This is a genomic window from Clostridium sp. CX1, assembly GCF_025398335.1.
Lineage (GTDB): Bacteria > Bacillota > Clostridia > Clostridiales > Clostridiaceae > Clostridium_AM > Clostridium_AM tanneri.
The window spans coordinates 1-25,912 of the sequence record NZ_JAODOO010000007.1 but is presented as its reverse complement, the minus strand read 5'-3'; the positions used below and the strand labels follow the sequence as shown (position 1 = coordinate 25,912).

The window sequence follows — 25,912 nt, the reverse complement described above, 5'->3', positions numbered from 1 at the left end:
TCTTTTTAATATACTGATACTAAAGAATTTGATGGAGGGTAAATGATGAAAATCTTAATACAAAAGTTTGGAGGAACTTCTGTATCCACCCATGAAAGAAGGGCACTAGTAGTTAATAAAATACTAAAGGGAATAGAAGAAGGATTTTGTCCTGTAGTAGTGGTATCTGCTATGGGAAGAAAAGGGCAACCTTATGCAACAGATACACTTCTCTCCTTAATAAGTGATGAGTTTAAAAAGAAGAATTCTTTAGGTGTAGACTTGCTTATGGGATGCGGTGAAATTATAAGCACAGTGGTAGTGAGCGACGAATTAGCTAAGAACAATCTTCAGGCAGTGCCTTTAACAGGAGGACAAGCAGGTATAATAACAGATGATAGCTATAATAATGCAGCTATATTAAGAGTTGAATCAGAGAAATTGCTAAATATACTTAAAGAAGGAAAAATACCTGTTGTAGCAGGATTTCAAGGAGTAAGTGAGAAAGGTTTTATTACTACTATCGGAAGAGGTGGCAGTGATACTACCGCTGCTCTTCTAGGCGTGGCATTACAGGCAGAAGAAGTTCAGATTTATACAGATGTAGATGGCATTATGACTGCAGATCCAAGGATAGTATCTGATGCATCTTTAATTGAAGAAATAAGTTATAATGAAGTTTTTCAATTTGCAGATCAGGGAGCGAAAGTAATCCATCCACGAGCAGTAGAAATAGCAATGAAAGGGAATATTCCCTTAGCTATTAAAAACACTATGAGTGACTGTAAAGGAACTATAATAAGCAATAAAGCTATTCAAAGTTCAAATAACGTTATAGATGGAATAACTTCTATGGATAAGAGAGTACAAGTTACCGTTGAATGCAGTAAAAACACTGACAACGATAACTATTGGGTACTATTTGATGAATTAGCTAATAAATCAATAAGCTTAGATTTAATAAACGTATTTACTAAGCAAAAGATATTTACTATAGATGAAAAAGATTTAGATAATCTAAAGATTATAATGAAAAATTTGGGACTACAATATTCTTATGTAGAAGAGTGCACAAAAATTTCATTGATTGGAGCTGGAATGAGAGGAATTCCAGGTGTAATGGCTAAAATATTGAAAATACTAGCAAGAGAGAGAATTGATGTTCTTCAAACTGCAGACTCTCATACTACTATTTGGTGTCTTGTAGAAAGTAAAAATGCAGAGAGGGCAATAAATTCTCTTCATAGAGACTTTAAGTTAGGTGGATGCGAAGGTTAATATAGATTATTCTACCATATCATAGATAGTACATCTAGCCAAAAAGTGTATTCAGCGTTATAACTTATGTATATAATCCCCTTTAATGCACAAAATAAAACTATGCAAGGAGGGGATTACTATATGTCTGAAGAAAAAGAAAATAAAGAAGGCAAAGAAAGTGTGGACTTAAAAGGCAATAAAGAACTCCAGAATATAAAGGAGTTAGGTATACCTAACCTTCCAAAGGGTAGAGATAGAATTCAAATACTACCTATAATTGGTCAGATCGAAGGCCATGGAGTTTTACCACCTCAAACAAAGACTACCAAATATGAACATATTATACCTCACTTAATAGCTATAGAAAACGACCCAAATGTTGAAGGAGTCCTTTCAGTACTAAACACTGTAGGAGGGGATGTAGAAGCAGGACTCGCTATATCTGAAATGATAAGAAGTTTAAGTAAACCTACAGTATCTTTAGTTATTGGAGGAGGTCATTCTATTGGAGTGCCTTTAGCTACTTCAGCAGATTATTCCTTTATATCACCTACAGCAACTATGATTGTTCATCCTATAAGAATGACTGGTCTTGTTATAGGAGTTCCTCAAACCTTTGAATACTTCAATAAAATGCAGGAAAGAATAAATGAGTTTGTAGTCAGGACTTCAAAAATAGAAAAGGATAGGTTAAGACAGCTAATGCTCCAGACTGATGAGCTTTTAAATGACATGGGCACTATCTTAATTGGAAAACAAGCGGTAGATGAAGGATTAATTGATGAGGTTGGAGGAATAAGTGATGCTCTTAAAAAATTAGATGAGCTCATAAAAAACAGATAAAAAGCAAAAGGACCATAGGATCTTTCCTATGGTAATTTGTATTTATAAATAAACTTAAAAGGAAATAGGCCCGCTATGTAGAAATAAATTATAGTATCATTGCAAATTTTAGACCTAGTACGGATCAAATTTACAACTATTAATTTAGTTTATTTTCGGAGGTGAGATTATAGATGGCTAGAAAGTCTGAAACCTATGAACTAAATAGTGATATTAAAGGAATCTTATTGATTACCACAGGAATACTAATGATTATCAGTGTTTTCTCATCAAGTCCTTCGGGAATTATAGGGAAGATAATAAAAAAAATCTTAGTAGCTGTTATGGGACTAGGAGCTTTTGTATTTCCTGCATTAATAATTTTTCTAGGGTTTTGCCTTATAGTAAAAAAGAATAAAATAAACTTTAGCAAAAAGTTCTATGGTATTATTCTATTTTTAGTAAATACTCTTTTATTTATTCAAATGGTAATAATGCCTAACTATTATATAAATGAGGATGTTACTTTAGGTGTAAAGAAGTTATATGAAGCAGATACTATGCTGCATGGAGGAATTATAAGTTTTTTAATCGATGTACCAATATTTAAACTTTTTGGAACAGTAGGGTCTTATGTGATTTTTATATCTTTCTACATAATTTCCTTTATACTAATGAGCAAAGTCACTATATATGATATTTTACATGGAATTAAACAGTCATTAATGGAAAGGACAATTGAAGAAGAAGATACTATAATTAACGATAAAAATGATATTAAGGACAGGCCTAAAAAGGGTAACTGTGAAAAAGAAAGCTTTATCAAAAATATTAATAATAGAATTAAGATATTAGATTTCATGAAATCAGCAGATAAAAAAGAGGAAGAAAATCAACCAAGTGCAAATACAGATGATGGCCTTGATAAAGTTGTACGTCAGCAAAAGATAGAAGTGGAATGCGCATCTGATAAAATAGAGGACAATTCCATAAATGAAGTGCTGACGAAACAAATGACAGACAACAAAACTTTATTAAACACCCAATATAACTATCCACCAGTAGATTTGTTAAAACCTAATATTCAATCTAAGTTAAATAGAGAAGATAAAAAGGAATTAATTAATAATGCTAATAAGCTAGAAGAAACCCTAAGCAGTTTTGGGGTAGAAGCCAAGGTTATACAGGTAAGTAAGGGGCCTTCTGTTACTAGATTCGAACTGCAGCCAAGCCCTGGGGTAAAAGTAAGTAAAATTGTAAACCTAGCTGACGATATAGCTCTAGGTCTTGCTGCTTCAGGTGTTAGAATAGAAGCTCCAATACCAGGAAAGTCTGCCATAGGAATAGAGGTGCCAAATAGAGATTTAACTGCCGTGTATTTAAGGGAAGTTATAGAATCAGAGGAATTTACAAGTTCAAGCAAAAATCTTGCCTACTGCCTTGGAAAGGATATAGGTGGAAATTGTGTAGTATCTGATCTTTCTAAAATGCCCCATATGCTTATCGCAGGTGCTACAGGTTCAGGAAAAAGTGTATGTATTAACACCCTTATAGTAAGTTTACTTTATAAGTATTCGCCGGATAATGTTAAACTTCTAATGATAGACCCAAAGGTAGTTGAACTAAGTGTTTATAATGGAATACCCCATCTATTGATACCAGTAGTTACTGAACCTAAAAAGGCTGCAGGAGCTTTAAATTGGGCTGTACAGGAAATGACCAGAAGGTATAAGCTTTTTGCAGATAACGGAGTGCGAAATATTGAAGGTTATAATGATCTCATAGGAAAGGGTAAAGTAGAAAGTAAGCTTCCTTTTGTAGTAATAATAATTGATGAGCTTGCAGACTTAATGATGGTATGTCCTAATGATGTTGAAGACTATATAGGACGCTTAGCCCAGATGGCTAGGGCTGCGGGAATGCATTTAGTTATTGCTACTCAGAGACCTTCTGTAGATGTTATAACGGGAGTTATAAAAGCAAATATTCCATCGAGAATATCCTTTGCAGTTTCAAGTCAAATTGATTCAAGAACCATACTTGATACTGTTGGAGCGGAGAAGCTCCTGGGTAAAGGAGACATGCTTTTTTATCCAGTAGGCGAGGCAAAGCCTATAAGAATTCAAGGTGCTTTTATTACAGAAGGTGAAGTTGAGAATGTAGTGAATTTTATCAAGGATAAACAGGGAGAACCAAGCTACGAGGATCATATAATAGAGCAGATAGATACAAGTTCAAACGAAGAGGAATCTGACCATGACGATCTATTAGAGGAAGCCACCAGAATAGTTGTAGATGCAGGACAGGCATCCACATCCTTACTACAAAGAAGGCTTAGAATTGGATATAATAGAGCAGCTAGAATAATAGAACAAATGGAAGAAAGAGGAATAATATCTGGTAAAGATGGAAGTAAGCCGAGACAGGTACTAATTAAAAGAGAAGAGCTTTGATTTAAATTTTTTCTTGTAAAATATAAAAAGTAGATTTAAAATAAAATATGAGTTTACTTAAATCACACTACATATATACAGGAGGAACGAAAGTGGAAAAATTAAAAATTGGACTTATTAGTTTAGGCTGCGATAAAAACAGAATAGATTCAGAAATTATTTTAAGTAAGATAAATGCAGAGAATGTTATAGTAAATGATCCTAGGGAAGCTGATGTTATAATAGTGAATACCTGTGGGTTTATCGAATCCTCAAAGCAAGAGTCAATAGATACTATACTTGAGATGGCAGAATATAAAAAGAAGTATAATTGCAAGCTTCTTGTGGTAACAGGCTGTCTAACTCAAAGATATGGTAAAGAACTTACAGAACTATTGCCTGAAGCAGATATAATGCTTGGAGTTAACGACTATAGTAAGTTAAATGAAAGTATTGAGAGATGTGTGCAGGGTAAAGGAGAAAAAGTTTATAGTTTTAACTATAGTGACCTTAGTATAAATGAAGGGAAGAGAATATTGACAACTCAGTCTGCAACAGCTTATCTAAGAATTGCTGAAGGCTGTGACAATTTTTGTACTTACTGTATAATTCCTAAAATAAGAGGAAGATATAGAAGCAGGCAGATGGATAGTATAATGGAAGAGGCAAGAAGTTTAGCGGACCAAGGGGTAAGGGAAATTATACTAGTTGCTCAGGATACTACTAGATATGGTACTGATATTTACGGTAAGAAGATGCTACCGGAATTAATAAGAGAAGTTTCTAAAATTGAGAATATAGAATGGATAAGAATACTATATTGTTATCCAGAGGAAATAACTGATGAGCTTATAGATGAAATTGCTAGCAATCCTAAGGTATGTCATTACTTAGATATTCCTATTCAACACATAAGTAACGATATTTTAAAACTTATGGGTAGAAGAGGAAGAAAAGAAGAAATAATTAATAATTTAAATAAATTAAGACAAAAAGTAAAAGATATAGTTATAAGAACATCAATTATTGTAGGCTTCCCGGGAGAAACGGAAGAAAACTTCAATGAGTTAAAGGAATTTGTTCAAGAAATAAAGCTTGATAAACTAGGTGTGTTCACATACTCTCAAGAAGAAGGTACACCGGCAGCTGTAATGGAAAATCAAGTTGAAGAAAACATTAAAAAAGAAAGAGAAAAAGAATTAATGATTCTTCAACAGCAGATATCTAAAGAAATAAATGAAAATAAGGTTGGTAGAATTTACAAGGTACTTGTTGAGGGGAAACGAGAGGACTTGTGGTATGGCAGAAATTTTGAAATGGCACCTGAAATAGATGGTCTTGTTTATTTCCAAGGCAATGATACTGTTGAGAAAGGAGCTATTTTAAACATAAAAATAACTAAAAGCTTTGAATATGATTTAATGGGAGTTGTATGTGATGAATCTTGCGAATAAGCTCACAATACTAAGAATTATATTAGTTCCAGTATTTTTAATTTTTATTACTGTAAAAGACATACCCTATGGAAATCTTATTGCTATTGCTATATTTATAATAGCATCTGTAACAGATACATTAGATGGGTATATAGCAAGAAGTAGAAACCAGGTAACTAGATTTGGAAAATTTATGGATCCATTAGCAGATAAGCTTCTAGTAACAGCAGCTTTAATATCTTTAGTGGAGTTTCATATAATACCAAGCTGGGCCGCAATGATAATTATTGCTAGGGAGTTTGCGGTAACAGGATTGAGATCAGTGGCTGCCGCAGAAGGTATAGTTATAGCAGCAAGTCCTTGGGGAAAGGCTAAAACAGTAACACAGATAATAGCTATTATATTAGGACTAATTAATTTGAGTTACAATAATGTATCCTTTGGCATTATTAAACAATTTATTAACTATCCTCATAGATTTTTAAATTTAGTTACGGCTATAGCAATGTCTGCAGCAGTAATCATTACTATAGTTTCAGGTTTAGATTATTTCTTAAAAAATCGAGAGGTTATGAGGTCAGACAGATAAAAAGATTTATAGCCTTCAAGTGAGGGCTAGAAGTCTTATCTAGGGACGTAAACGCTATTTACTCCTATCTTAAGGGTGATAAGAGTATTATAGCCTGTAGTCATAGAGTAAAACAGTTAGCATTGAGGATTAGGAATGTTTTTCATGTTCTTAATTCTCATAAAATACTTTTGCGATTAATTCAATAAGGATGATTAGTTTCTATAAACTTGTCTATAATTATAATAACAGCTTAGTAGTTCCTGAATTTCAGGAACTTTGTTTTTTAATTTTTATATTGCTACAAAAGATTATATAATTTCAAATAAGGAAATTTTTTATACAGTTGACCTTGAAAAGATTATAGTATATAATTGTATTAGAACAAGCGTTCGAAAAAGGAAAGGAAGTGATCCCTGTGGGGAATATTAATGCGGATAAATTAAAGGCCTTAGAAGCTGCTATGGGAAACATAGAGAAGCAGTTTGGTAAAGGCTCTGTTATGAAACTTGGAGAACAAAGTGGACTTAATGTAGATGCAATATCTACAGGTTGTCTTGATCTAGATATAGCTTTAGGGATTGGTGGAGTTCCTAGAGGAAGAATAATAGAAATATTTGGACCAGAATCTTCTGGTAAAACTACCGTTGCACTTCACATAGTTGCTGAAGCTCAAAAAGCAGGAGGGGTGGCAGCTTACATTGATGCAGAACACGCACTTGATCCTGTTTATGCAAAAGCTCTTGGGGTAGACATAGATAACTTAATTGTGTCTCAGCCGGATACAGGAGAGCAGGCTTTGGAAATAGCAGAAGCACTAGTTAGATCTGGAGCTATAGACGTAATAACTGTAGACTCAGTAGCAGCGCTAGTACCTAGAGCAGAAATAGAAGGGGAAATGGGAGATGCACATGTAGGATTACAGGCAAGACTTATGTCACAGGCCTTAAGAAAGCTTACTGGATCTATAAATAAATCTAAATGTGTAGCTATATTTATAAATCAGTTAAGAGAAAAGGTTGGAATTATGTTTGGTAATCCGGAAACAACTCCAGGAGGAAGAGCTTTAAAATTCTATGCATCAGTAAGAATGGATATTAGAAGAATAGATTCAATTAAGCAGGGCGATGAAATAATTGGTAATAGAACAAAGGTTAAGGTTACAAAAAATAAGGTTGCACCACCTTTTAAACAGGCAGAATTTGATATAATGTATAATCAGGGAATATCAAGAGAAGGAAACGTATTAGATGTAGGTGTGAAAGAGGAACTTGTACAAAAAAGTGGCGCATGGTTCTCTTACAATGACATTAGACTTGGACAGGGAAGAGAAAATGCTAAGCAATATTTAAGAGAAAATCCTAATGTTCTTTACGAAATAGAGAGTAAAATAAGAGAAAAACATGAATTACCAGTATTAAAACCTACAGCAGTTAACGTTCAAGAGGTAAAGGAAGAAGCAAGTGCAGATGCAGAGTAATCCAAAGTATCAAAATCGCAGGTTGTAAGAGCTTGCGATTTTTTATTTAGATTTAGCATATGTTGTACCAATTTAAAGTATAATTTGTATAATATGAAATAATTACAAAAATAATGAAAAATATAATTATAAAATAGGGAATAAAGTTCATATAACCTTGACAATAATTAAAATATAATATAAAATGAAGACAAATTCTGGTTTATCGCGAATTTTAAATTACCAATTGAATAAATATGACACCTTTTCTATGCTTGCATATTTAATTAAAAAGATAGATACACAAATAAAAGCAAAGGAGGTGTTCATGTGATACCTATTATATACGAGGTTATTATTGGTATAATAATAGCAGTTGCTTTATTTGCTATGTTTAGAGCAACAACAAATAAAGCAAATGTTATAAAGTCACAGGCTCTTGAGGAGTCTAATAGATTGAAAGAAGAGGCTGAGAGAGAGGCTGAATCTAAGAAGAAAGAGGCAATTATCGAGGCTAAAGAAGAAGTTCACAAACTAAGAACTGATTTGGAAAAAGAATCTAGAGATAGAAGAAATGAACTTCAAAGATTAGAGAGAAGATTAATACAAAGAGAAGAATTGCTGGATAAAAAGAGTGATGCACTTGAAAAGAAAGAAGACAGCATGAATAGGAGACAGCAAACAATCGATGAATTGCAAGCAAGTGTAGAGGAATTGTATGGAAAGCAAAGAGAAGAACTTCAGAGGTTGTCAGGCTTAACGGCTGAAGAAGCTAAGCAAATTTTATTGGAAGAAGTCAATAAGGAAATAAAACACGACACTGCAATAATGATAAAAGAGGTAGAGGCTAAAGCTAAGGAAGAGGCAGATAAAAGAGCAAGAGAAGTTATAACCTATGCCATCCAAAGATGTGCAGCTGATCATGTAGCTGAAACTACAGTACATGTTGTTTCTTTACCTAATGATGAAATGAAAGGGAGAATAATCGGTAGGGAAGGTAGAAATATAAGAACCCTTGAAACCCTAACTGGTGTAGATCTAATAATAGATGATACACCGGAAGCAGTAATTCTTTCTGGATTTGACCCAATAAGAAGAGAAGTAGCTAGAATAGCATTGGAAAAGCTAATAATCGATGGAAGAATCCATCCAGCTAGAATTGAAGAAATGGTAGAAAAGGCTAAAAAAGAAGTTGAAAATGATATCAAGGAAGAAGGAGAGCAGGCAACTTTTGAAACTGGCGTACATGGTCTTCATCCAGAATTAATTAAGTTATTAGGAAGACTAAAATACAGAACTAGTTATGGTCAGAATGTACTTAAACATTCTATAGAAGTTGCTTATTTAGCTGGTCTCATGGCTTCAGAACTTGGCATTGATCCAACTATTGCAAAGAGAGCAGGATTACTTCATGACATAGGTAAAGCTGTAGATCATGAAATGGAAGGACCTCATGCTATCATTGGTTCAGAAGTTGCAAAAAAATATCGTGAATCATCCATAGTAGTAAATGCCATTGGTGCTCACCATGGCGATATGGAATTTCAATCTTTAGAAGCTGTACTTGTTCAGGCAGCAGATGCAATTTCAGCTGCAAGACCTGGAGCGAGAAGAGAGACTCTAGAAGCTTATATTAAGCGATTAGAGAAACTTGAGGAGATTGCAAATACATGTGAGGGCGTAGAAAAGTCATATGCCATTCAAGCGGGAAGAGAACTTAGAATTATGATCAAACCAGAAGAAGTTGATGATGCAGGGGCAGTAGAAATGGCAAGGAACATATCTAAGAGAATTGAAAGCGAATTAGAGTATCCTGGTCAGATAAAGGTAAATGTAATTAGGGAAACCCGTGCAATAGAATATGCAAAATAATAAATAATTATTTTGAAGTTAAAGGTATTCCTTTTAAGTTTTGTAAAATGCAGAAGCTTTACAAAATTTAAAAGGAATTTTTAATTTTTTGTAGAATAATATACAGTAGTAATAATAACTAATTAAGTCAATATAATATATAGGAGGTTTATTATGGAAGTATTAAAGGTTTCAGCAAAATCAAGTCCAAATTCAGTGGCAGGAGCTTTAGCAGGAGTTTTAAGAGAAAGGGGAGCGGCAGAGATACAAGCTATAGGTGCTGGTGCTTTAAACCAGGCTATTAAGGCTGTAGCTATTGCAAGAGGCTTTGTTGCACCAAGTGGAATCGATTTAGTTTGCATTCCAGCTTTCACTGATATACAAATTGATGGGGAAGAGAGAACTGCAATAAAGTTAATAGTTCAGCCAAGATAAAAACTTTCTTATTAGGGGTTTTTGTTAAAATAAATTTGATTTAGCTTTTTATTTTTAATTCTTAGAGAATTAAAATTTTATACTGTTAATATAGTTAGGGTTATATTTGAAAATGATTTCTAAAGGGACTTGAATTTAAATCAAGTCCCTTTAATTATGAATCGGTATCCTATTTTACCCTTTATGTTATAATTGATATTGACTATATTTCGTGCTGTGTTAAAATGTAAAAAGGTATGAGTTAATATATAATTAAATAAATTAAGCAGTTAATTTGTAACATAAACATTTGGGAGGAAGTCAATGGACATTAAGGCAATAATTGAACTAATGAGACCAAAACAGTGGATTAAGAACTTTTTTGTTTTCGCTGCTGCAGTTTTTTCAGGTAACTTTTTTAACATAAATATATTAAGTGCAAATATTTTGACTTTTATTTTATTTTGTTTTGCATCTTCTTCAATATACGTATTAAATGATATTGTTGATATAGAAAAGGATAGATGTCATCCTGATAAGAAAAGACGACCACTTCCAAGTGGACGTGTATCTAAAAGTACGGCTATAGTATTAGGTATACTTTTAGTATCAGGTGTAGTGTTTTTTTCTTCTTCTATGCTGAATATGAAAGTTGGTATGATATTAATATCTTACATAGTCATAAATATATTTTACTCCTTTAAGTTAAAGGAAATAGTAATAATAGATGTGATGATAATAACTTTAGGTTTTGTATTGAGGGTAGAGAGTGGAAGTTTTGCTACAGGAGTTTCCGTATCACCTTGGTTATTGCTCTGTACTATACTTCTTTCATTATTTCTAGCTTTAAATAAAAGAAAAAGTGAGATTATAACTCTAAAGGATAAGAGTGCTTCTCATAGAAAAATATTAGAAGAATATTCTGTGCATATGATCGATAAAATGCTTACAATAGTAACGCCCTCTATACTTATGGCGTACTGTCTATATACTTTTAGTTCTGTTCAGAGCAAGACAATGATATTTACAATACCTTTTGTTCTATATGGAATTTTTAGATATGAATATTTAGTGGACAAAGACAATGTAGGGGGAAAACCAGAAGCAGTATTTGGAAAGGACTTTCCTTTTTTAATTAATATACTGCTGTGGATAATATCAGTTTTAGTTATAATCTACTTAAAGCTGTAAATGTAGAAAGGATTATATATTTATGAGAATAGAAAGCTTGAGGCAGGATAGATACTATAGAATAACTTTTTTATTAGGGATGGTAGCTTCTATACTATGGGTGATTTTTGTAAATGCAAAACCCTTTTCAGATTTTCAATATTATTATACTCTTGCAAAGAATATATCAGAGGGCTTGCCTTGGGGAGATACCTATACATCAGTAGGATATTCTATAATTCTAGGTAGCATATTTAAGATATTTGGAGCAAGTGTATTAAAAGCAAAAACTTTTAATTTAATACTAACTGCTGTAAATTACCTTTGCTTTTTATCTATACTAGAAAAGATGGATATAAAAGAAATAGAAAGAAAAATTTTGTTTGCTTTATTTGTATTCATGCCAAGCAATATATTCTACAATAGTATACTAGCTACTGAAATAATATTTACAACTATACTACTGCTTATAACTAACCTTTATTTTAGTAAAATTAAACACAAGTATATATTAATTGGTGTTCTAACAGGTTTAAATACAATGGTGAAACCATTTTTTATTGCATTTGCTTTCGCAGTATTCCTAGTTGACTTTATCGTAGAGAAGAGATTTACAAAGGCAATTAAGAATTCAATGGTTATTTTAATAAGTTGCACAATTGTAATCTCACCATGGATTTATAGAAATACAAAACTGGTAGGACAGTTTACTTATGTATCAAACAATGGGGGAATAGTTTTATATATAAATAACAACTCTCAAAATAAATCTGGTCGATGGATGGCTGCTGGAGATGTTGAAAACTCTGTTGTAAACACAGAGGAATATAAAAATGCAAATGCAACTGAAAAAAATAAAATGTTAGGTACTGAGGCAAAAAAATGGATTAAGAATCATCCGAAGGAATTTGTAGAGCTTGGATTTAAGAGATTAACTAATACTTATTTTTGGGGAGATGATTTCCTATATAGTACCTATGGAAGTGGAATTAGTGAATACAAGAAAGATATGTTATTTTCTATAACTAATAATATAAGGAATTTAATTTTTATTCCAGGGATTATATACATATTAATTTATAGTATAATAATTTTAAAAGAATTAGTTACAAATAGAAGAGATTATATAAATAGGTATGATTTGTATAATACAGTATTGTTTTATATGTTTACCGGTATATATTTTATAACTGAGGGTCAAGGCAGGTATGCTTTTCCAGAAATATTTATAATGATATATTGCTTCTATCGTTTTTTAGCAACTGCAGTAAAGAAATATAAGGAGATAAGAACATGATTGTATTAATTTTAGTTTCAGTTTTTTTAGGTGCTATAGGACAAGTTCTTGTGAAATACGGAGCGTCAAGTCTTCAATTAAATTTTGCAGCCTCTTATTTTATTGAAAGTTTAATAGGAATACTAAAAAATGCTCCTGTAATGTGTGGGATTATATCCTATGGAGTAAGCTTTCTATTATGGATAAAAGTTTTAAGTAAGGTAGAGCTAAGTTATGCATATCCTATGGTTAGCATAGGTTATATACTTGTTATGTTTTTCTCATATTTTTTATTTAAGGAAAACATCTCATTAATGAGACTTATGGGAGTAGCTTTAATTATAGTTGGAGTAATATTAGTGGCAAGAAGCTAAAGAATAAATTAAGAAGATGGGTGATAAAATGCTTTACGCAGACTTGCACATTCACTCTAACTACTCTGATGGTAGGTTATCACCAGAAGAGATAGTTAATTTATCAATACAAAAGGATATAAAATGTATTTCTATAACGGATCATGACACTATAGATTCCCAATATATTGTGAAGAAGTTTTCAAGTGACAAAAAAATAACATTAGTTTCAGGGTTAGAGTTAAGTTCTCAGTATAAAGATATTGAAATTCATATTTTGGCCTACTTTATTGACATAAATAATAGAAATCTAAAAATTAATTTAGATGAAATTAAAAATAGTCGGCAGGAAAGAGCTAAACAAATAATAGAAAACTTAAAAAAGATAGATGTTAATATTTCTTTTGATGAAATTAGCAGTGAGAGTTTCGGTGATTCAATAGGAAGAGTTCATATAGCTAAGCTTCTTGTTAAAAAAGGTTATGCAGCTCATACAAAGGAGGCTTTTCAAAGATACCTTATAAAAGGCAGGCCTGCCTTTGTAGAAAGGTGTAAGATTGACTATAAAGAAGCACTTAAACTTATAAATGATGCTAATGGAGTAGCTGTCTTAGCTCATCCAGGAGAGATATATAAAAATATAATGATTGAGAAAATAATAAAAGATTTAAAAATATATGGATTAAAAGGTATAGAGGTTTTTCACCCAGCCCATTCATCTATGGAATCAAGCAAATATTATAGTATGGCTAAAAAGTATTCACTTGTTATTACAGGAGGCAGCGATTCCCATGGAACAATAGTAAATGGTGACTACACTTTAGGCACTATCGGTATGGATAAAACACTGACTTGCAAATTCTTAGACTATGATACAAGTAATAATTCATAGTCAATTATTAATATTTAAATTTATTGCATATGGAGGAAGTAAAATGATTTTTTCAAGAAAAGCAGAACAAATAGCACCATCTATTACTTTGGCTATAACAGCTAAAGCTAAAAAAATGAGATCAGAAGGAATTGATGTAATAGGTTTTGGAGCAGGGGAACCGGACTTTAATACTCCGGAACATATTCAAGAAGCTGCAATAAAGGCGATAAAAAATGGATTTACTAAATATACTCCCACATCTGGGATAATGGAGTTAAAAGAGGCTATTATAGAAAAGTTTAAAAAAGATAATGGATTAAGCTATAATGCTTCTCAAATTATAGTATCTACAGGAGCTAAACAATGTTTGGCAAATGCTTTTGAAGCAACTTTAAACCCAGGAGATGAAGTAATTGTTCCTGTCCCATATTGGGTTAGTTATCCGGAGCTTATAAAGCTAGCAGATGGAGTTCCTGTATTTGTACAGACTAAGGAAGAAAAGGATTTCAAATATACTATAGAAGAATTAAATAAAGTGGTAACAGATAAAACAAAGATGATAATTATAAATAGCCCTAACAATCCTACAGGAACTGTTTATACAAAGGAAGAGCTTGAATCTTTAGCAAACTTTGCTAAAGAAAAAGATATATTAATTTTAGCTGATGAAATATATGAAAAATTAATATATGGGAATACTAAACACGAAAGCATTGCTAGTTTGAGTGAAGATGCTTATAAAAGAACTATAGTTATAAATGGAGTTTCAAAGGCTTATTCTATGACAGGGTGGAGAATAGGTTATGCTGCTGCAAGTGAGGAAATAGTTAAGTTAATGTCGAATATCCAAAGTCATACTACATCAAATCCTAGTTCTATAGCACAATATGCATCAGTAGAGGCGTTAAATGGAAATAGTTCTGATATGGATGAAATGATTACTGAATTTAAAAAGAGAAGAGATTATATGGTAGATAAGATAAATAGCATTGATGGGCTATCTTGTATAAAACCGGAGGGTGCATTTTATGTAATGGTAAATATATCTAGGTTGTTCGGAAAAAAAGTTGATGGCATAGAGATAAAAGATTCAATGGGCTTTTCAGATTTATTATTAGAAAAGCAAAAGGTAGCAGTTGTACCTGGCATCGGATTTGGATTGGATAATTACGTAAGATTATCTTATGCTACATCTATGGAAAATATAAAAAACGGTTTAGATAGAATAGAAAACTTTACAGGAATGTTAAAATAATATGGTTTTATTCTAGATTGTTGGTTAATAGGAAATGTATTCTAAAAAATAAAAATTATTATTGTGTAATCATTTTCATAAGAAAACAGATGTTGAAAGATGTAGAAAAAATGTTATAATAATAAGGTAAGTTTGTTAAATATTATAATGAATAATAGAGGTGAGTAATATGGTATCTAAAGAGGTTACTGTAAAAAGTGCAACTGGGTTACATGCAAGACCAGCAACTTTATTAGTTAAAAAAGCTTCTTCTTTCAAGTCTGACATAAGCATAGAATTTGATGGAAAGAAAGCTAATGTAAAGAGTTTAATAGGTGTTTTATCACTAGGAGTTACTAAAAATGCAACTGTAAAGGTTATTGCATCTGGTGATGATGAAGCATTAGCAGCAGAGGAAGTTGCTAAATTAATAGAATCAATAGAAGAATAATTTATGACAAGATAAATAAAAGGCTCAAAATATATGAGCCTTTTATTTATTGTTTAAAACTCTGTTTTGTTTTAATTAAAAGCATTAAAAGATTAGCTCCTGATACGCCAATTAGGATGTAGACCAACCTTCCAATTAAATTTGCAGGTTCACCAAAAAGAACCCCTACTAAATTTAGATTAAACAAGCCTATTAGCCCCCAGTTTATTGCTCCGATAATTGCTAAAACTAAAGAAATTTTGTCTATAAGTTTAAGTTTATACATAAGATACCCCCAAAACCCTATAAATTTTTCACTAGTAAATTATATTATTAGCAAAATAAATTAGAACAGTTTGTACACAATTTGTTTAACATAGATAAGAAAGCTAGTTTAAAATTTAAGTATAACTTTGAATTGATAGGGTAAATTTAAAATTATAAAATTATACTAATTAGAAGAAAAAATACGAATGTACATATATAAAACAGAATTAATATATGTTATAATATGAATGAAAAACATAAAAAATAAAATTATATACGTGCGGAGGTGCCTTGGCATGAGAGATACATATAGTACACCTTTAAATACAAGATATGCTTCTAAAGAAATGAGTTATTTATTTTCAGAGGAAAAAAAGTTTAAGACATGGAGAAGGCTTTGGGTAGCACTAGCTGAGTGTGAAAGAAAATTAGGATTAAATATAACTGATGAGCAAATTAAGGAACTTAAAGAGAATGTAGATAACATAAATTATGAAGAGGCAGAAAAACGGGAGAGAGAAGTGCGTCACGATGTTATGAGTCATGTCTATGCCTACGGACTTCAATGCCCAACTGCTAAAGGAATAATACACTTAGGAGCAACTAGTTGTTATGTAGGAGATAACACTGACTTAATAGTAATGAAGGAAGCACTTATTATAATTAAGAAGAAAATAATAAATATAATCAGCTCTTTATCTAAGTTTGCTATAGAGTACAAAGATTTAGCTACACTTGGCTTTACACATTTACAACCAGCACAGCTTACTACAGTTGGTAAAAGGGCAACTCTTTGGATTCAGGATTTGTATCTTGATTTAGAGAATCTAGAGTTTGTAATTGATCATATGAGATTCAGAGGAGTAAAAGGAACTACTGGAACTCAAGCAAGCTTTATGGAGTTATTTAATGGCGATGAGGATAAGGTAAAACAGTTAGATAAGATGGTAAGTAAAGAAATGGGTTTTGAAAATGAGTTTATGGTTACAGGACAGACTTATCCAAGAAAACTAGATTCTACAATATTAAATACACTTTCAGAAATTGCTCAAAGTGCCTATAAATTCAGTAACGATTTGAGACTTCTTCAAAGTATGAAGGAGATGGAAGAGCCATTTGAAAAAAATCAAATTGGTTCATCAGCTATGGCTTACAAGAGAAATCCTATGAGATCTGAAAGAATGGGTGCATTAGCTAGGTACATTATAGTAAATTCATTAAATCCAGCGATAACTGCTTCAACTCAATGGTTTGAAAGAACATTAGATGATTCTGCTAATAAAAGAATATCGGTATCGGAAGCATTTTTAGCATTAGATGGGGTTTTAAACCTATACATGAATGTAGCTAGCAATATGGTAGTATATCCAAAAGTTATAGAATCCCATATAAAAAGTGAACTTCCATTTATGGCTACAGAAAATATTATCATGGCAGCAGTTAAAAATGGAGGCGACAGGCAGGAACTACACGAGAGAATAAGACAGCACTCTATGGAGGCAGCTAAGATGGTAAAAGTAGAAGGGAAAGACAATGATCTACTTCAAAGGATTATAGAGGATAAGTTCTTTAACATGACAGAGGACGAAATTCAAGCATTAGTAGATCCTAATAAATTTGTAGGAAGGGCGCCAGGGCAGGTAATAGATTTTATAGAGGAAATAATAAAGCCTGTTTTGGATAAAAACAAAGATATGTTAGGGGAAAGAGCAGAAATAAATGTGTAATTGAGAAAAAATATAAAAAAATTAAAAAACTATTGAAAAGTGAAAAATAATTTGTTATAATTCACATATAAAGTTGCTAGGCGAAGTCATATAACATTTAGTCTAGCATAGAAATTAATAACTTAATTTGCGTGTTACTGATTCGATCAGGCATGAGCAAAAGTAATCACATAGTTAGATTGATATCTATTTTTACTAGTGGAATAGATATAGTCTATCTTGATTACCTTGCTCATGCCTTTTGTGTTTTGGTATGGAAAATTAAGTTGATGGATTAATTCAAAATTTTTTACACACAATAATTTAAAATAATAATTAAGAATCAACTATTGAAAGGAGTTAATTATATGTCTAAAAAAGGCAGTGCTTTCGGTGTACTACAACAGGTTGGTAAAGCTTTAATGCTTCCAGTTGCGATATTGCCAGCAGCGGGTATGTTACTTGCTTTTGGTAACTTGTTTCAAAATCCTAACTTTTTAAAATATGCTACATTTTTAAGTGGTCATGGCTTCCAAACATTTGCTAGAGTTATGGAACAATCAGGAGATATTATATTTGGTAATCTTTCACTATTATTTGCAGTAGGTGTTGCAGTTGGACTTGCAGGTGGAGAGGGTGTTGCAGGACTAGCAGCAATTGTTGGTTTCTTAATAATGAATAAAACCTTAGGAATTGTAGCGGGAGTTACTCCAGAGGTACTAGCAGGCAACAATCCAGCTTTCGCATCAATTTTAGGTATTCCATCACTACAAACCGGTGTATTTGGTGGTATACTAATGGGTATTGTGGCAGCACAGCTTTATAAGAGATTTTACAATATAGAATTACCTTCATACTTAGGATTCTTTGCTGGAAAGAGATTTGTTCCTATTGTAACAGCAGTTTCAGCTATATTTTTAGGAATTATACTTGTGTTTATATGGCCGCCAATTCAACATGGATTAAATGCATTCTCAACTAACATGATTGATACTAACAGAACTTTAGCAGCATTTATATTTGGTGTTATAGAAAGATCCTTAATACCATTTGGATTACACCATATATTCTACAACCCATTCTGGTATCAATTTGGAGAATATGTAAGTAAAGCAACAGGTCAAATTGTAAATGGAGACCAAAAAATATTCTTTGCTCAGATGACAGACTTTGCAAGATATGGAGTTCTTAGCAACGGTGCTACTCAGTTTACAGCAGGTACATTTACAACTGGTAAGTTTCCATTCATGATGTTTGGTTTACCAGCAGCAGCTTTAGCTATGTATCATGAAGCGAAACCAGAAAAGAAATTACTAGCTGGAGGTATACTTGCATCAGCAGCATTAACTTCATTCTTAACTGGTATAACAGAGCCAATAGAGTTCTCATTCTTATTCGTTGCACCAGTATTATTCGGAATTCACGCTATATTTGCAGGACTATCCTTTATGGTAATGCAGATATTAAATGTCAAAATAGGAATGACCTTCTCTGGTGGATTAATAGATTATATTCTATTCGGAGTAATACCAAACAGAACGGCATGGTGGTTAGTAATTCCAGTAGGGTTAGCTTTTGCCGTAATTTACTACTTTGGATTTAGATTTGCTATAAGAAAGTGGGATCTTAAGACTCCAGGTCGTGAAAGCGATACTGAGGAGACAAGTGCATCTTCAGGAAGTATAGCTGGGGGAGAATTAGCAGCAGGTATACTAAAGGCATTAGGTGGAAAAGAAAATATAACTAACCTTGATGCATGTATAACTCGTTTAAGAGTGAGTGTAAATGATGTTAAGAACGTAGATAAAGCTGAGCTTAAGAAACTAGGTGCAGCAGGTGTTATGGAAGTCGGAAATAATATCCAAGCTATATTTGGAGGAAAGTCAGACCAATTGAAAACTCAAATTAAAGATATAATGTCTGGAAAAACTCCAACGGTTATAGAAGAAAAAACAGTAACAAAAGGAGTATCTGCTACCAACGCAGGAAACAGCACTTTTGTGGCTCCAATTGAAGGTAAAATATTACCTATATCAGAGGTTCCAGATGAAGTTTTCTCACAAAAAATGATGGGAGATGGATTCGCAATAGAACCAGCAAAGGGAGAGGTTGTATCACCAGTAAATGGAACGATAACAACTATATTCCCTACTAAACACGCTATAGGAATAACTGCAGATAATGGAAGAGAAATTTTAATTCACTTCGGTATAGATACAGTAAATTTAAAGGGCGAAGGCTTAGAGGCTCTAGTTGAACAAGGAGCTACGGTAAAAGTTGGACAGCCAATTTTAAAGGTTAATCTAGCGGAAGTAAAAGGAAAGGTTCCATCAGTTATTACACCAATTATATTTACTAATTTAGCTGAAGGAGAGACAGTATCAGTTAAAGCAGGCCAGCAGGTTAAAGCTGGAGAAAAAAATATTGTAACTATAAAATAATAAAGAAACCAGTGTGTACTAAAATAAGTACATACTGGTTTTTTACTTTATTGTGTCATAATCCAAAGTATTTCATAATATTTTAATAACAACAGCGTGATATTATGATTATGAGGTGAGCATAGTGTGTACACAAATATATCAAAGTGCTGATTTTAAAATTTATAAAGCGGGAGATGGATATATAGTCCATAACACACACAAGAACTTTAAGGACGGTCATACACATGTGAAAAAGTACGATACATGCATGGTTATGATTAAACTAGTTAAGAGAAAGCTCATACCTAAAAGTAAAAGTAAACATTTTATCGAGAGTCTTCTAAGAATAAGTGATGATGGAAGGTATAATAATATAATAAAGGAGTGTATTCAATAGTCCTGGGTTATCCCAGGACTTTTATAAGTATATAGAAGAAAGCAGTAATAATTGAAAAATGATTAAAAATATTATATAATATTTAAAACAAAGTGATAATAATTATTTGCGTTGAGGGGAGGAATTATTATGTATGATATAGTTATTATTGGAGCAGGAGTGGTAGGTGCAGCTATAGCTAGAGAGCTATCCAGGTATAAATTGAACGTATGTATAATAGACAGAAGTGAAGATGTAAGCAGCGGAGCTTCAAAGGCTAATAGTGGAATAGTTCACGGTGGTTACTCTGATAAACCAGGAACATTAAAAGCTGAGCTATGCGTTAAGGGTAATAGAATGTTTGAAAAGCTTAACAGGGAGCTAAACTTTGGATATAGAGAGACCGGTTCCTTAGTGCTTGCTTTTTCTGAGGAAGAGAAAGATTACTTGGAAAAGCTTTATGATGATGGAATAAAAAATGGTGTCAAAGGTATGGAAATAATAGATGGTAATAAGGCTAGAGAACTAGAGCCTTATATAAGTAAAGATGTTAAATGGGCACTTTACTGTAAAGATGCTGGTGTATGCTCACCTTATGAGTTTACCATAGCACTTATTGAGAATGCCATTGAAAACGGTGTGAAATTAAAGCTAGGCACTGAGGTTTTAGGTATAGAAAAAAAAGTTGATCATTTTGTAGTTCATACAAAAAAAGGAGACTTTCAATCAAAATATATAATTAATGCGGCAGGAGTATTTAGTGATAAAATAGCAGCAATGGTTGGAGCAGATGACTTCTATATCATTCCTAGAAAAGGGGAGTATGTACTGTTAAATAAGGATCAATCCTATCTAGCTGGTAAAGTTATATTCCAGGTTCCTTCAGATAAAGGAAAGGGAATATTAGTAACCACAACCTATCATGGAAACCTTATGATAGGGCCTAATGCTCAGGAGGTAGATGATAAAGAAGATGTATCTACAGATGAGAATTCACTAAAATACATTATAGATACAGCAAGAAAATCAATAGAGGGATTTGATATAAAAAAGGCCATAACAAGTTTTTCAGGAATAAGGGCAACTAGTAATAGAAAAGATTTTATAATTGAAGAAACAAAAATTAAAGGTTTTATAAATGTTGCGGGAATTGATTCTCCAGGGTTAACATCATCTCCTGCAATTGCGGCAAAAGTAGTAGAAATACTTAAAAAGAACTTTTGTTATTTAGAAGAAGACAAAGACTTCAGTCCTTATAGGAAAGGCATTATTGTAAAAAAAGATAAAAATTTTCAGGGTGACATTAATTGTCAGGAACCAGAAAAACACATAATATGCAGATGTGAGCAGGTTACTGAAGCGGAGATTGTTGATGCTATTCATAGAAGTATACCAGTGAAATCTATTGATGCTATCAAGAGGCGTACGAGAGCAGGTATGGGAATGTGTCAAGGAGCTTTTTGTGGCAAAAGAGTGAAAGAAATAATTGCTAGAGAGCTTAACATTCCTATAGGTGAAGTTCTCCAAAGAGAGGATAAATCTTCAGATTTAATAAAAAGAGTAAAAAGAAGTGATATTATAAATATAGAGTAATATGTAATAAAAGCCTTGGGATGCCCAGGGCTTTTATTACATAGTTTTAAATATAAGTTTTCTCACTTTACAGCAACTGTTTTGTTTTTGTAATATATCTGTTATAATAGTAATTGCGATTTTAGCACAGTAAATATAAGCATGTATTGAGATATTAACTTGGTGTACTATTATTTTTAACAGTGTGTTAAGTTTTTGTCTGGCAATTTAAAATTTTAAAACGCCAAATTGTAAACAATGAAGGACAAGTATTATAGGGCAGGTTAATAAAGATTACGTAATTGTACATATTTGCTAATGGAGGTTTTTTAAAGATGAATAAGAAAGAGATTGCAGAATTAAAACTTCAAGGATATTTGCAGCAACAAGATCAGGAATACTTTTCGGTAAGGGTTATATCTAATGCTGGAACTATGACAGCAGTTCAAATGATAAGAATAGCAGAAATCTCACAAAAATACGGAAGAGGGAATATGGGCTTTACTTCTCGCATGTGTGTAGAGATTCCCTGGATTAAATATGAAGATATTGAGGCTGTGAAAAAGGAAATGGAAGATGCAGGGCTTTGTACAGGTGGTACAGGCTTAAAGGTTGAGCCTATAGTGGCATGTAAAGGAACGGTATGTTCCTATGGATTAATAGATACTCAAGATTTATGTAGAAAACTTCATGAAAAGCATTTTGAAAAGGATCTACCAGCAAAATTCAAAATAGGAGTGGTAGGTTGTCCTAATAACTGTGTAAAAGCACCAATAAATGATCTTGGTTTTATGGGACAAAGAATTCCGATGGTATTGGAGGATAAATGTAAAGGCTGTCAACTTTGTCTTAGAGACTGTCCGGTTAAGGCAATAGAAAAGGTTGGTAACATAGTGCAAGTTGATTATGACAAATGCATACATTGCGGTAGATGTATAAGAGTATGTCCCTTCAAGGCTATGGATGCTGAAAAGGAAGGCGTAGCAGTATTTATAGGTGGGAAGTTTGGAAGAAAACACCGAATAGGTGATAGAATTGATAATATATTTTCACTAGAAGACGCAGAAAGAATTGCAGATAAGGTTATAGCTTACTACAATGAAAAGGGTAATCCAGGAGAAAGACTTGGAAACACCATTGATAGAATAGGTTTAGAAAATGTAAGAAGAGCTGTATTCGGAGAAGAATAGCATTTTTAAGGTTATAGGTTATAAAAATAGTCTTTAAGGAAATAGATCTTTAAAGACTATTTTAGATTTAATTTATAATAAAATCTTTAAATATTTTAACATCTTTCTTATATACATTTGCGCTAAAAGATTCACTGATTTTTTCGCTAACAGTTCTGTACAATAGAGAAGGTGTATTATTTACAACATAGTAATAAAGACCATCTTTTTTATAAATAGGATTGTTTATTTTAGTGTTTACTGTTCCCTCGATTGCCTTTCCTGCATTTGCAGATGCATCAATTATTAAACAGTTTTTTTTCATTCTTTTCTGATTTTCTAGAGTAAGTATGTGAAGACCTTCTCTATCTACTTCTATACCGTTTATAACCATGTCGAAAGTATGAACAGAGTCTATAAATTCATTCAACGTTTTTCTATAAAATAACCTCACATTATTGCTGAACTTGGAGATAGCTGCAAAAGCTCCTTGAGATACATTTCCAGAACCTAAAATTGCAATATTCCAATTAGGGTTTGGAATTGAACCATAATTGATTAAGGCATGTAGGACAGCGGAATAACCGGCAGTAAAGCTATTATCTTTTATAAAATTAGGCTTAATCCAATCTATTTTCTTCTGTGCATCTTGATAGTAAACTGTTGGGTGTATGTTGTCTAAGTCGACAATGATGAGATCTTTAATTTTGGCTTGATCTTCCATGAACTTTCCCCCAGAGCCATGTGGATGAATCCAGCCGATAATCATTTGATTATTTCTTATATATTTATAGTCTTCCTCACCAATAAGTTTTAATGAAAATACTGCATCACACTCTGAGTATATTTCTTTTCTAGACGCTATATTGCAGCCTACTTCTTCATATTTTTTATCAGTTAAATCCAAGTTCATACCAAAGTTATGCTCTACTATAATTTCATTTTCGAAGTTACGTACATGTTCTGGCAATAGAGCTACTCTTTTCTCACCTGGAAAGCTTGGTATAATAAAACCTAATTTCATAATTATTTAACCCCCTATATAATTGAAGTGTCTAGTAACTTTTCTGTTCTCCTTGAACCTTTTGAATGAGATTTTGTTTATATTTGAAAAGTAGTAGAATTGAATTATAGAAAATAAAGTGACAACTTAAATATATCATTAAGTTGTTGGATTGTAAAGGAAATTAAGTTTTGTTAATATAAATTTGAAAAAGTGCAAAACATATAAAAAGGCTAAGCTACTTAATTAATATTAATTTAAAGGAGTTGAATATAAGTGGAAAGATATGTTTTGGTATGCAATATAAATGGGGAAGCTTCTAGATTCCATAATAAGATAACAAATGAGGTTTGTCATAAGTTTAATAAAAGACCTCAGAAATTACCTGCTCACATTACATTGAAAGCGCCTTTTGAAACAGACAAAATAGAGGACATGATAGAAGTTTTGGAAAGATTTGTTTCTGTCAGAAAGAAGTCTCCTATAAAGATTGAAGGCTTTGGAAAATTTAGGCGAGATGTTGTATTTATGGACGTCCAAGTATCTCTGGAAGCTAAAAAGGTGCATGACCAGTTGATAGAGGAACTTGGAAAGATTCCATGGATAGAATTTAAACGTAATGAAGGCAAAGATAAAGTATTTCATTGTACTATACTTTCTAGAAGAATACAGGATAAATTTGATCAAATATGGGACTATGTAAATAAATATGATTGTAACTTTGATAGTTATTTTGATAATTTATCATTATATCAATGGAAGGATAACACATGGATACTTGACAGACAGTTTAAGTTTAAGGAATCTGATTAAAAATTTGTTGATACTAATTCAGTAACTGCTACTATGGGTAAAACATAATATATATTAATAAGTTTTTGGAGGCAGTGAATTGAAGAAACGTAGCGACTTTGATAAGTTAATAGATATGTTTTTATATGTCTTGCCTAAGTACCTGAAAAACATTGACAACGATAGGTATGAGGAAGAGGGTATAGAGGGTATAGGAGAAGAGGCGTTAATTCGTATATTAGATAAAATAGATTTTAAAGAATTGACTAAAGAATTGATTAAAGAAGATAGGGAAGCAAATAGTAATAAGACATCAAGGAATGTGAATAAGCAAGAAGATGAGCAGAGTGTAAAGAAAAGTTATCATGATGATAGAACTGAAAAAGAACATTCTAACAAAAATCAAGTTAGTGAGGACAAAAAGGATTCAAAAGAAAATATAGACAAAGCTACTAGGAAAATAGATCAAGGTAAGGAAAGTAGAGCTGATGAAAAGAAGAAGGAAGTAGAAAAGAAAGGTAGTGATAATCAAGAATCTGATAAACAAGTTTTAGATAATAAAAAATATGAAGTTAAAGTACTTAAAGAAGGTTGCAGTACTTGTTTTAATGGACTTAAAGATGCATTAAAGAAATTAATAGGGGAAAGAATTACATTGTCCCTTGAAGGTTGTCTTGGAGGAATAATAGATGATGCAGTTTTGCTAGCTGTTGAAAATAGTATTGTAAAGTTAAAAACAAGGGAAAAAACTATCGTGCTGATACCAATTAATGAAATTGTATCAGTAAAATCAGAAGAAATATCTTCAATGAAGTTTAATGTTGATTCTAAGACACTCGAAGGCATTTGCAATAAAAGCATGGATTTAAGCAGGTATTTTAATTTAAATGTTGGTAAAACTATTTCGTTGAGAACTAAAGGAGAAGGAGAATTTAAATATATTAGTAGAAAAAAAATAACTGCATCATGGACAGGAGTTGTAGTATTAGAGGGTAACATGCTAATATCTATTTGCAAAGTTCTTTTAATCGAGGAAACAGATTAAA

23 protein-coding genes are annotated in these 25,912 nt (G+C 32.2%); 21 read left to right on the top strand and 2 right to left on the bottom strand.

Translation table 11 applies throughout. The features are described from left to right. The first annotated feature begins 45 nt into the window (after positions 1-45). The 14 genes from dapG (at position 46) to N4T77_RS09295 (ending at position 15,579) form a co-directional block, all read left to right on the top strand. Positions 46-1,257, top strand: a complete 1,212-nt coding sequence (gene dapG / locus N4T77_RS09360; protein WP_261671516.1) for an aspartate kinase — start codon at positions 46-48, stop codon at positions 1,255-1,257. 123 nt (positions 1,258-1,380) lie between these two features. Beyond that, the gene (locus tag N4T77_RS09355) at positions 1,381-2,082 is read left to right on the top strand and encodes an ATP-dependent Clp protease proteolytic subunit (protein ID WP_315903164.1); all 702 of its coding nucleotides are present in this window, start codon (positions 1,381-1,383) and stop codon (positions 2,080-2,082) included. Positions 2,083-2,255: 173 nt separating this feature from the next. Further along, a complete protein-coding gene (locus N4T77_RS09350) occupies positions 2,256-4,514 on the top strand; it encodes a DNA translocase FtsK (RefSeq protein ID WP_261671515.1) in 2,259 nt (752 codons plus the stop codon). Between the two features lie 92 nt (positions 4,515-4,606). Further along, complete coding sequence (gene rimO / locus N4T77_RS09345; RefSeq protein ID WP_261671514.1) at positions 4,607-5,947, top strand: 30S ribosomal protein S12 methylthiotransferase RimO; 1,341 nt, start codon at positions 4,607-4,609, stop codon at positions 5,945-5,947. Next, positions 5,931-6,518, top strand: coding sequence for a CDP-diacylglycerol--glycerol-3-phosphate 3-phosphatidyltransferase (pgsA, locus tag N4T77_RS09340; protein WP_261671513.1), 588 nt, complete (start codon positions 5,931-5,933; stop codon positions 6,516-6,518). The genes rimO and pgsA overlap by 17 nt, the downstream gene beginning before the upstream one ends. A 397-nt stretch (positions 6,519-6,915) precedes the next feature. Continuing rightward, on the top strand, positions 6,916-7,977 hold the full coding sequence (gene recA, locus N4T77_RS09335; RefSeq protein ID WP_261671512.1) for a recombinase RecA: 1,062 nt from the start codon (positions 6,916-6,918) through the stop codon (positions 7,975-7,977). Between the two features lie 309 nt (positions 7,978-8,286). Next, entirely contained in the window at positions 8,287-9,828 is a 1,542-nt protein-coding gene (rny, locus tag N4T77_RS09330; RefSeq protein ID WP_261671511.1) for a ribonuclease Y, read from the top strand. 153 nt (positions 9,829-9,981) lie between these two features. Further along, positions 9,982-10,242, top strand: coding sequence for a stage V sporulation protein SpoVS (spoVS, locus tag N4T77_RS09325; RefSeq protein WP_261671510.1), 261 nt, complete (start codon positions 9,982-9,984; stop codon positions 10,240-10,242). Positions 10,243-10,545: 303 nt separating this feature from the next. Then, positions 10,546-11,412 (top strand): decaprenyl-phosphate phosphoribosyltransferase, encoded by an 867-nt coding sequence (locus N4T77_RS09320; protein WP_261671508.1) that lies wholly within the window; start codon positions 10,546-10,548, stop codon positions 11,410-11,412. Between the two features lie 22 nt (positions 11,413-11,434). Next, a complete protein-coding gene (locus tag N4T77_RS09315) occupies positions 11,435-12,688 on the top strand; it encodes a hypothetical protein (protein ID WP_261671506.1) in 1,254 nt (417 codons plus the stop codon). Then, the gene (locus N4T77_RS09310; protein ID WP_261671504.1) at positions 12,685-13,041 is read left to right on the top strand and encodes an SMR family transporter; all 357 of its coding nucleotides are present in this window, start codon (positions 12,685-12,687) and stop codon (positions 13,039-13,041) included. Before N4T77_RS09315 ends, N4T77_RS09310 begins: the two co-directional genes overlap by 4 nt. Before the next feature lie 16 nt (positions 13,042-13,057). Continuing rightward, positions 13,058-13,912, top strand: a complete 855-nt coding sequence (locus N4T77_RS09305; RefSeq protein ID WP_261671503.1) for a PHP domain-containing protein — start codon at positions 13,058-13,060, stop codon at positions 13,910-13,912. 43 nt (positions 13,913-13,955) lie between these two features. Then, positions 13,956-15,149, top strand: coding sequence for a pyridoxal phosphate-dependent aminotransferase (locus tag N4T77_RS09300; RefSeq protein WP_261671502.1), 1,194 nt, complete (start codon positions 13,956-13,958; stop codon positions 15,147-15,149). Positions 15,150-15,318: 169 nt separating this feature from the next. Further along, positions 15,319-15,579: an HPr family phosphocarrier protein gene (locus N4T77_RS09295; protein WP_261671501.1), complete on the top strand. Its 261-nt coding sequence runs from the start codon at positions 15,319-15,321 to the stop codon at positions 15,577-15,579. Positions 15,580-15,625: 46 nt separating this feature from the next. Here the strand turns inward: N4T77_RS09295 and N4T77_RS09290 are convergent, their stop codons facing one another. Next, positions 15,626-15,844 (bottom strand): DUF378 domain-containing protein, encoded by a 219-nt coding sequence (locus N4T77_RS09290; protein WP_261671500.1) that lies wholly within the window; start codon positions 15,842-15,844, stop codon positions 15,626-15,628. Positions 15,845-16,121: 277 nt separating this feature from the next. Between N4T77_RS09290 and purB the strand changes: the two genes are divergently transcribed. The 5 genes from purB (at position 16,122) to N4T77_RS09265 (ending at position 23,092) form a co-directional block, all read left to right on the top strand. Beyond that, on the top strand, positions 16,122-17,552 hold the full coding sequence (purB, locus tag N4T77_RS09285) for an adenylosuccinate lyase (RefSeq protein ID WP_261671499.1): 1,431 nt from the start codon (positions 16,122-16,124) through the stop codon (positions 17,550-17,552). Between the two features lie 347 nt (positions 17,553-17,899). Beyond that, the gene (ptsG, locus tag N4T77_RS09280; RefSeq protein ID WP_261671498.1) at positions 17,900-19,972 is read left to right on the top strand and encodes a glucose-specific PTS transporter subunit IIBC; all 2,073 of its coding nucleotides are present in this window, start codon (positions 17,900-17,902) and stop codon (positions 19,970-19,972) included. Positions 19,973-20,096: 124 nt separating this feature from the next. After that, positions 20,097-20,351, top strand: a complete 255-nt coding sequence (locus N4T77_RS09275; protein WP_261671497.1) for a hypothetical protein — start codon at positions 20,097-20,099, stop codon at positions 20,349-20,351. A gap of 129 nt (positions 20,352-20,480) precedes the next feature. Further along, positions 20,481-21,923, top strand: a complete 1,443-nt coding sequence (locus N4T77_RS09270) for an NAD(P)/FAD-dependent oxidoreductase (RefSeq protein WP_261671496.1) — start codon at positions 20,481-20,483, stop codon at positions 21,921-21,923. Between the two features lie 314 nt (positions 21,924-22,237). Further along, positions 22,238-23,092: a 4Fe-4S binding protein gene (locus tag N4T77_RS09265; RefSeq protein WP_261671495.1), complete on the top strand. Its 855-nt coding sequence runs from the start codon at positions 22,238-22,240 to the stop codon at positions 23,090-23,092. Between the two features lie 67 nt (positions 23,093-23,159). Here N4T77_RS09265 and N4T77_RS09260 read toward each other — a convergent pair whose 3' ends face one another. Further along, complete coding sequence (locus N4T77_RS09260; RefSeq protein ID WP_261671494.1) at positions 23,160-24,095, bottom strand: N(5)-(carboxyethyl)ornithine synthase; 936 nt, start codon at positions 24,093-24,095, stop codon at positions 23,160-23,162. 255 nt (positions 24,096-24,350) lie between these two features. Here N4T77_RS09260 and N4T77_RS09255 point away from each other — a divergent pair, with 255 nt between their 5' ends. Together N4T77_RS09255 and N4T77_RS09250 are read left to right on the top strand one after the other, a co-directional pair. Next, complete coding sequence (locus tag N4T77_RS09255; RefSeq protein ID WP_261671493.1) at positions 24,351-24,887, top strand: 2'-5' RNA ligase family protein; 537 nt, start codon at positions 24,351-24,353, stop codon at positions 24,885-24,887. Positions 24,888-24,966: 79 nt separating this feature from the next. After that, complete coding sequence (locus N4T77_RS09250; RefSeq protein ID WP_261671492.1) at positions 24,967-25,911, top strand: hypothetical protein; 945 nt, start codon at positions 24,967-24,969, stop codon at positions 25,909-25,911. Position 25,912: the final 1 nt, after the last annotated feature.

What these genes read in the sequence shown, in the direction of transcription:
- dapG (WP_261671516.1), top strand. Translation starts at nt 46, where the DNA reads ATGAAAATCTTAATACAAAAGTTTGGAGGAACTTCTGTATCCACCCAT.
- N4T77_RS09355 (WP_315903164.1), top strand. Translation starts at nt 1,381, where the DNA reads ATGTCTGAAGAAAAAGAAAATAAAGAAGGCAAAGAAAGTGTGGACTTA.
- N4T77_RS09350 (WP_261671515.1), top strand. Translation starts at nt 2,256, where the DNA reads ATGGCTAGAAAGTCTGAAACCTATGAACTAAATAGTGATATTAAAGGA.
- pgsA (WP_261671513.1), top strand. Translation starts at nt 5,931, where the DNA reads ATGAATCTTGCGAATAAGCTCACAATACTAAGAATTATATTAGTTCCA.
- spoVS (WP_261671510.1), top strand. Translation starts at nt 9,982, where the DNA reads ATGGAAGTATTAAAGGTTTCAGCAAAATCAAGTCCAAATTCAGTGGCA.
- N4T77_RS09320 (WP_261671508.1), top strand. Translation starts at nt 10,546, where the DNA reads ATGGACATTAAGGCAATAATTGAACTAATGAGACCAAAACAGTGGATT.
- N4T77_RS09315 (WP_261671506.1), top strand. Translation starts at nt 11,435, where the DNA reads ATGAGAATAGAAAGCTTGAGGCAGGATAGATACTATAGAATAACTTTT.
- N4T77_RS09310 (WP_261671504.1), top strand. Translation starts at nt 12,685, where the DNA reads ATGATTGTATTAATTTTAGTTTCAGTTTTTTTAGGTGCTATAGGACAA.
- N4T77_RS09305 (WP_261671503.1), top strand. Translation starts at nt 13,058, where the DNA reads ATGGGTGATAAAATGCTTTACGCAGACTTGCACATTCACTCTAACTAC.
- N4T77_RS09300 (WP_261671502.1), top strand. Translation starts at nt 13,956, where the DNA reads ATGATTTTTTCAAGAAAAGCAGAACAAATAGCACCATCTATTACTTTG.
- N4T77_RS09295 (WP_261671501.1), top strand. Translation starts at nt 15,319, where the DNA reads ATGGTATCTAAAGAGGTTACTGTAAAAAGTGCAACTGGGTTACATGCA.
- N4T77_RS09290 (WP_261671500.1), bottom strand. Translation starts at nt 15,844, where the DNA reads ATGTATAAACTTAAACTTATAGACAAAATTTCTTTAGTTTTAGCAATT.
- purB (WP_261671499.1), top strand. Translation starts at nt 16,122, where the DNA reads ATGAGAGATACATATAGTACACCTTTAAATACAAGATATGCTTCTAAA.
- ptsG (WP_261671498.1), top strand. Translation starts at nt 17,900, where the DNA reads ATGTCTAAAAAAGGCAGTGCTTTCGGTGTACTACAACAGGTTGGTAAA.
- N4T77_RS09270 (WP_261671496.1), top strand. Translation starts at nt 20,481, where the DNA reads ATGTATGATATAGTTATTATTGGAGCAGGAGTGGTAGGTGCAGCTATA.
- N4T77_RS09265 (WP_261671495.1), top strand. Translation starts at nt 22,238, where the DNA reads ATGAATAAGAAAGAGATTGCAGAATTAAAACTTCAAGGATATTTGCAG.
- N4T77_RS09260 (WP_261671494.1), bottom strand. Translation starts at nt 24,095, where the DNA reads ATGAAATTAGGTTTTATTATACCAAGCTTTCCAGGTGAGAAAAGAGTA.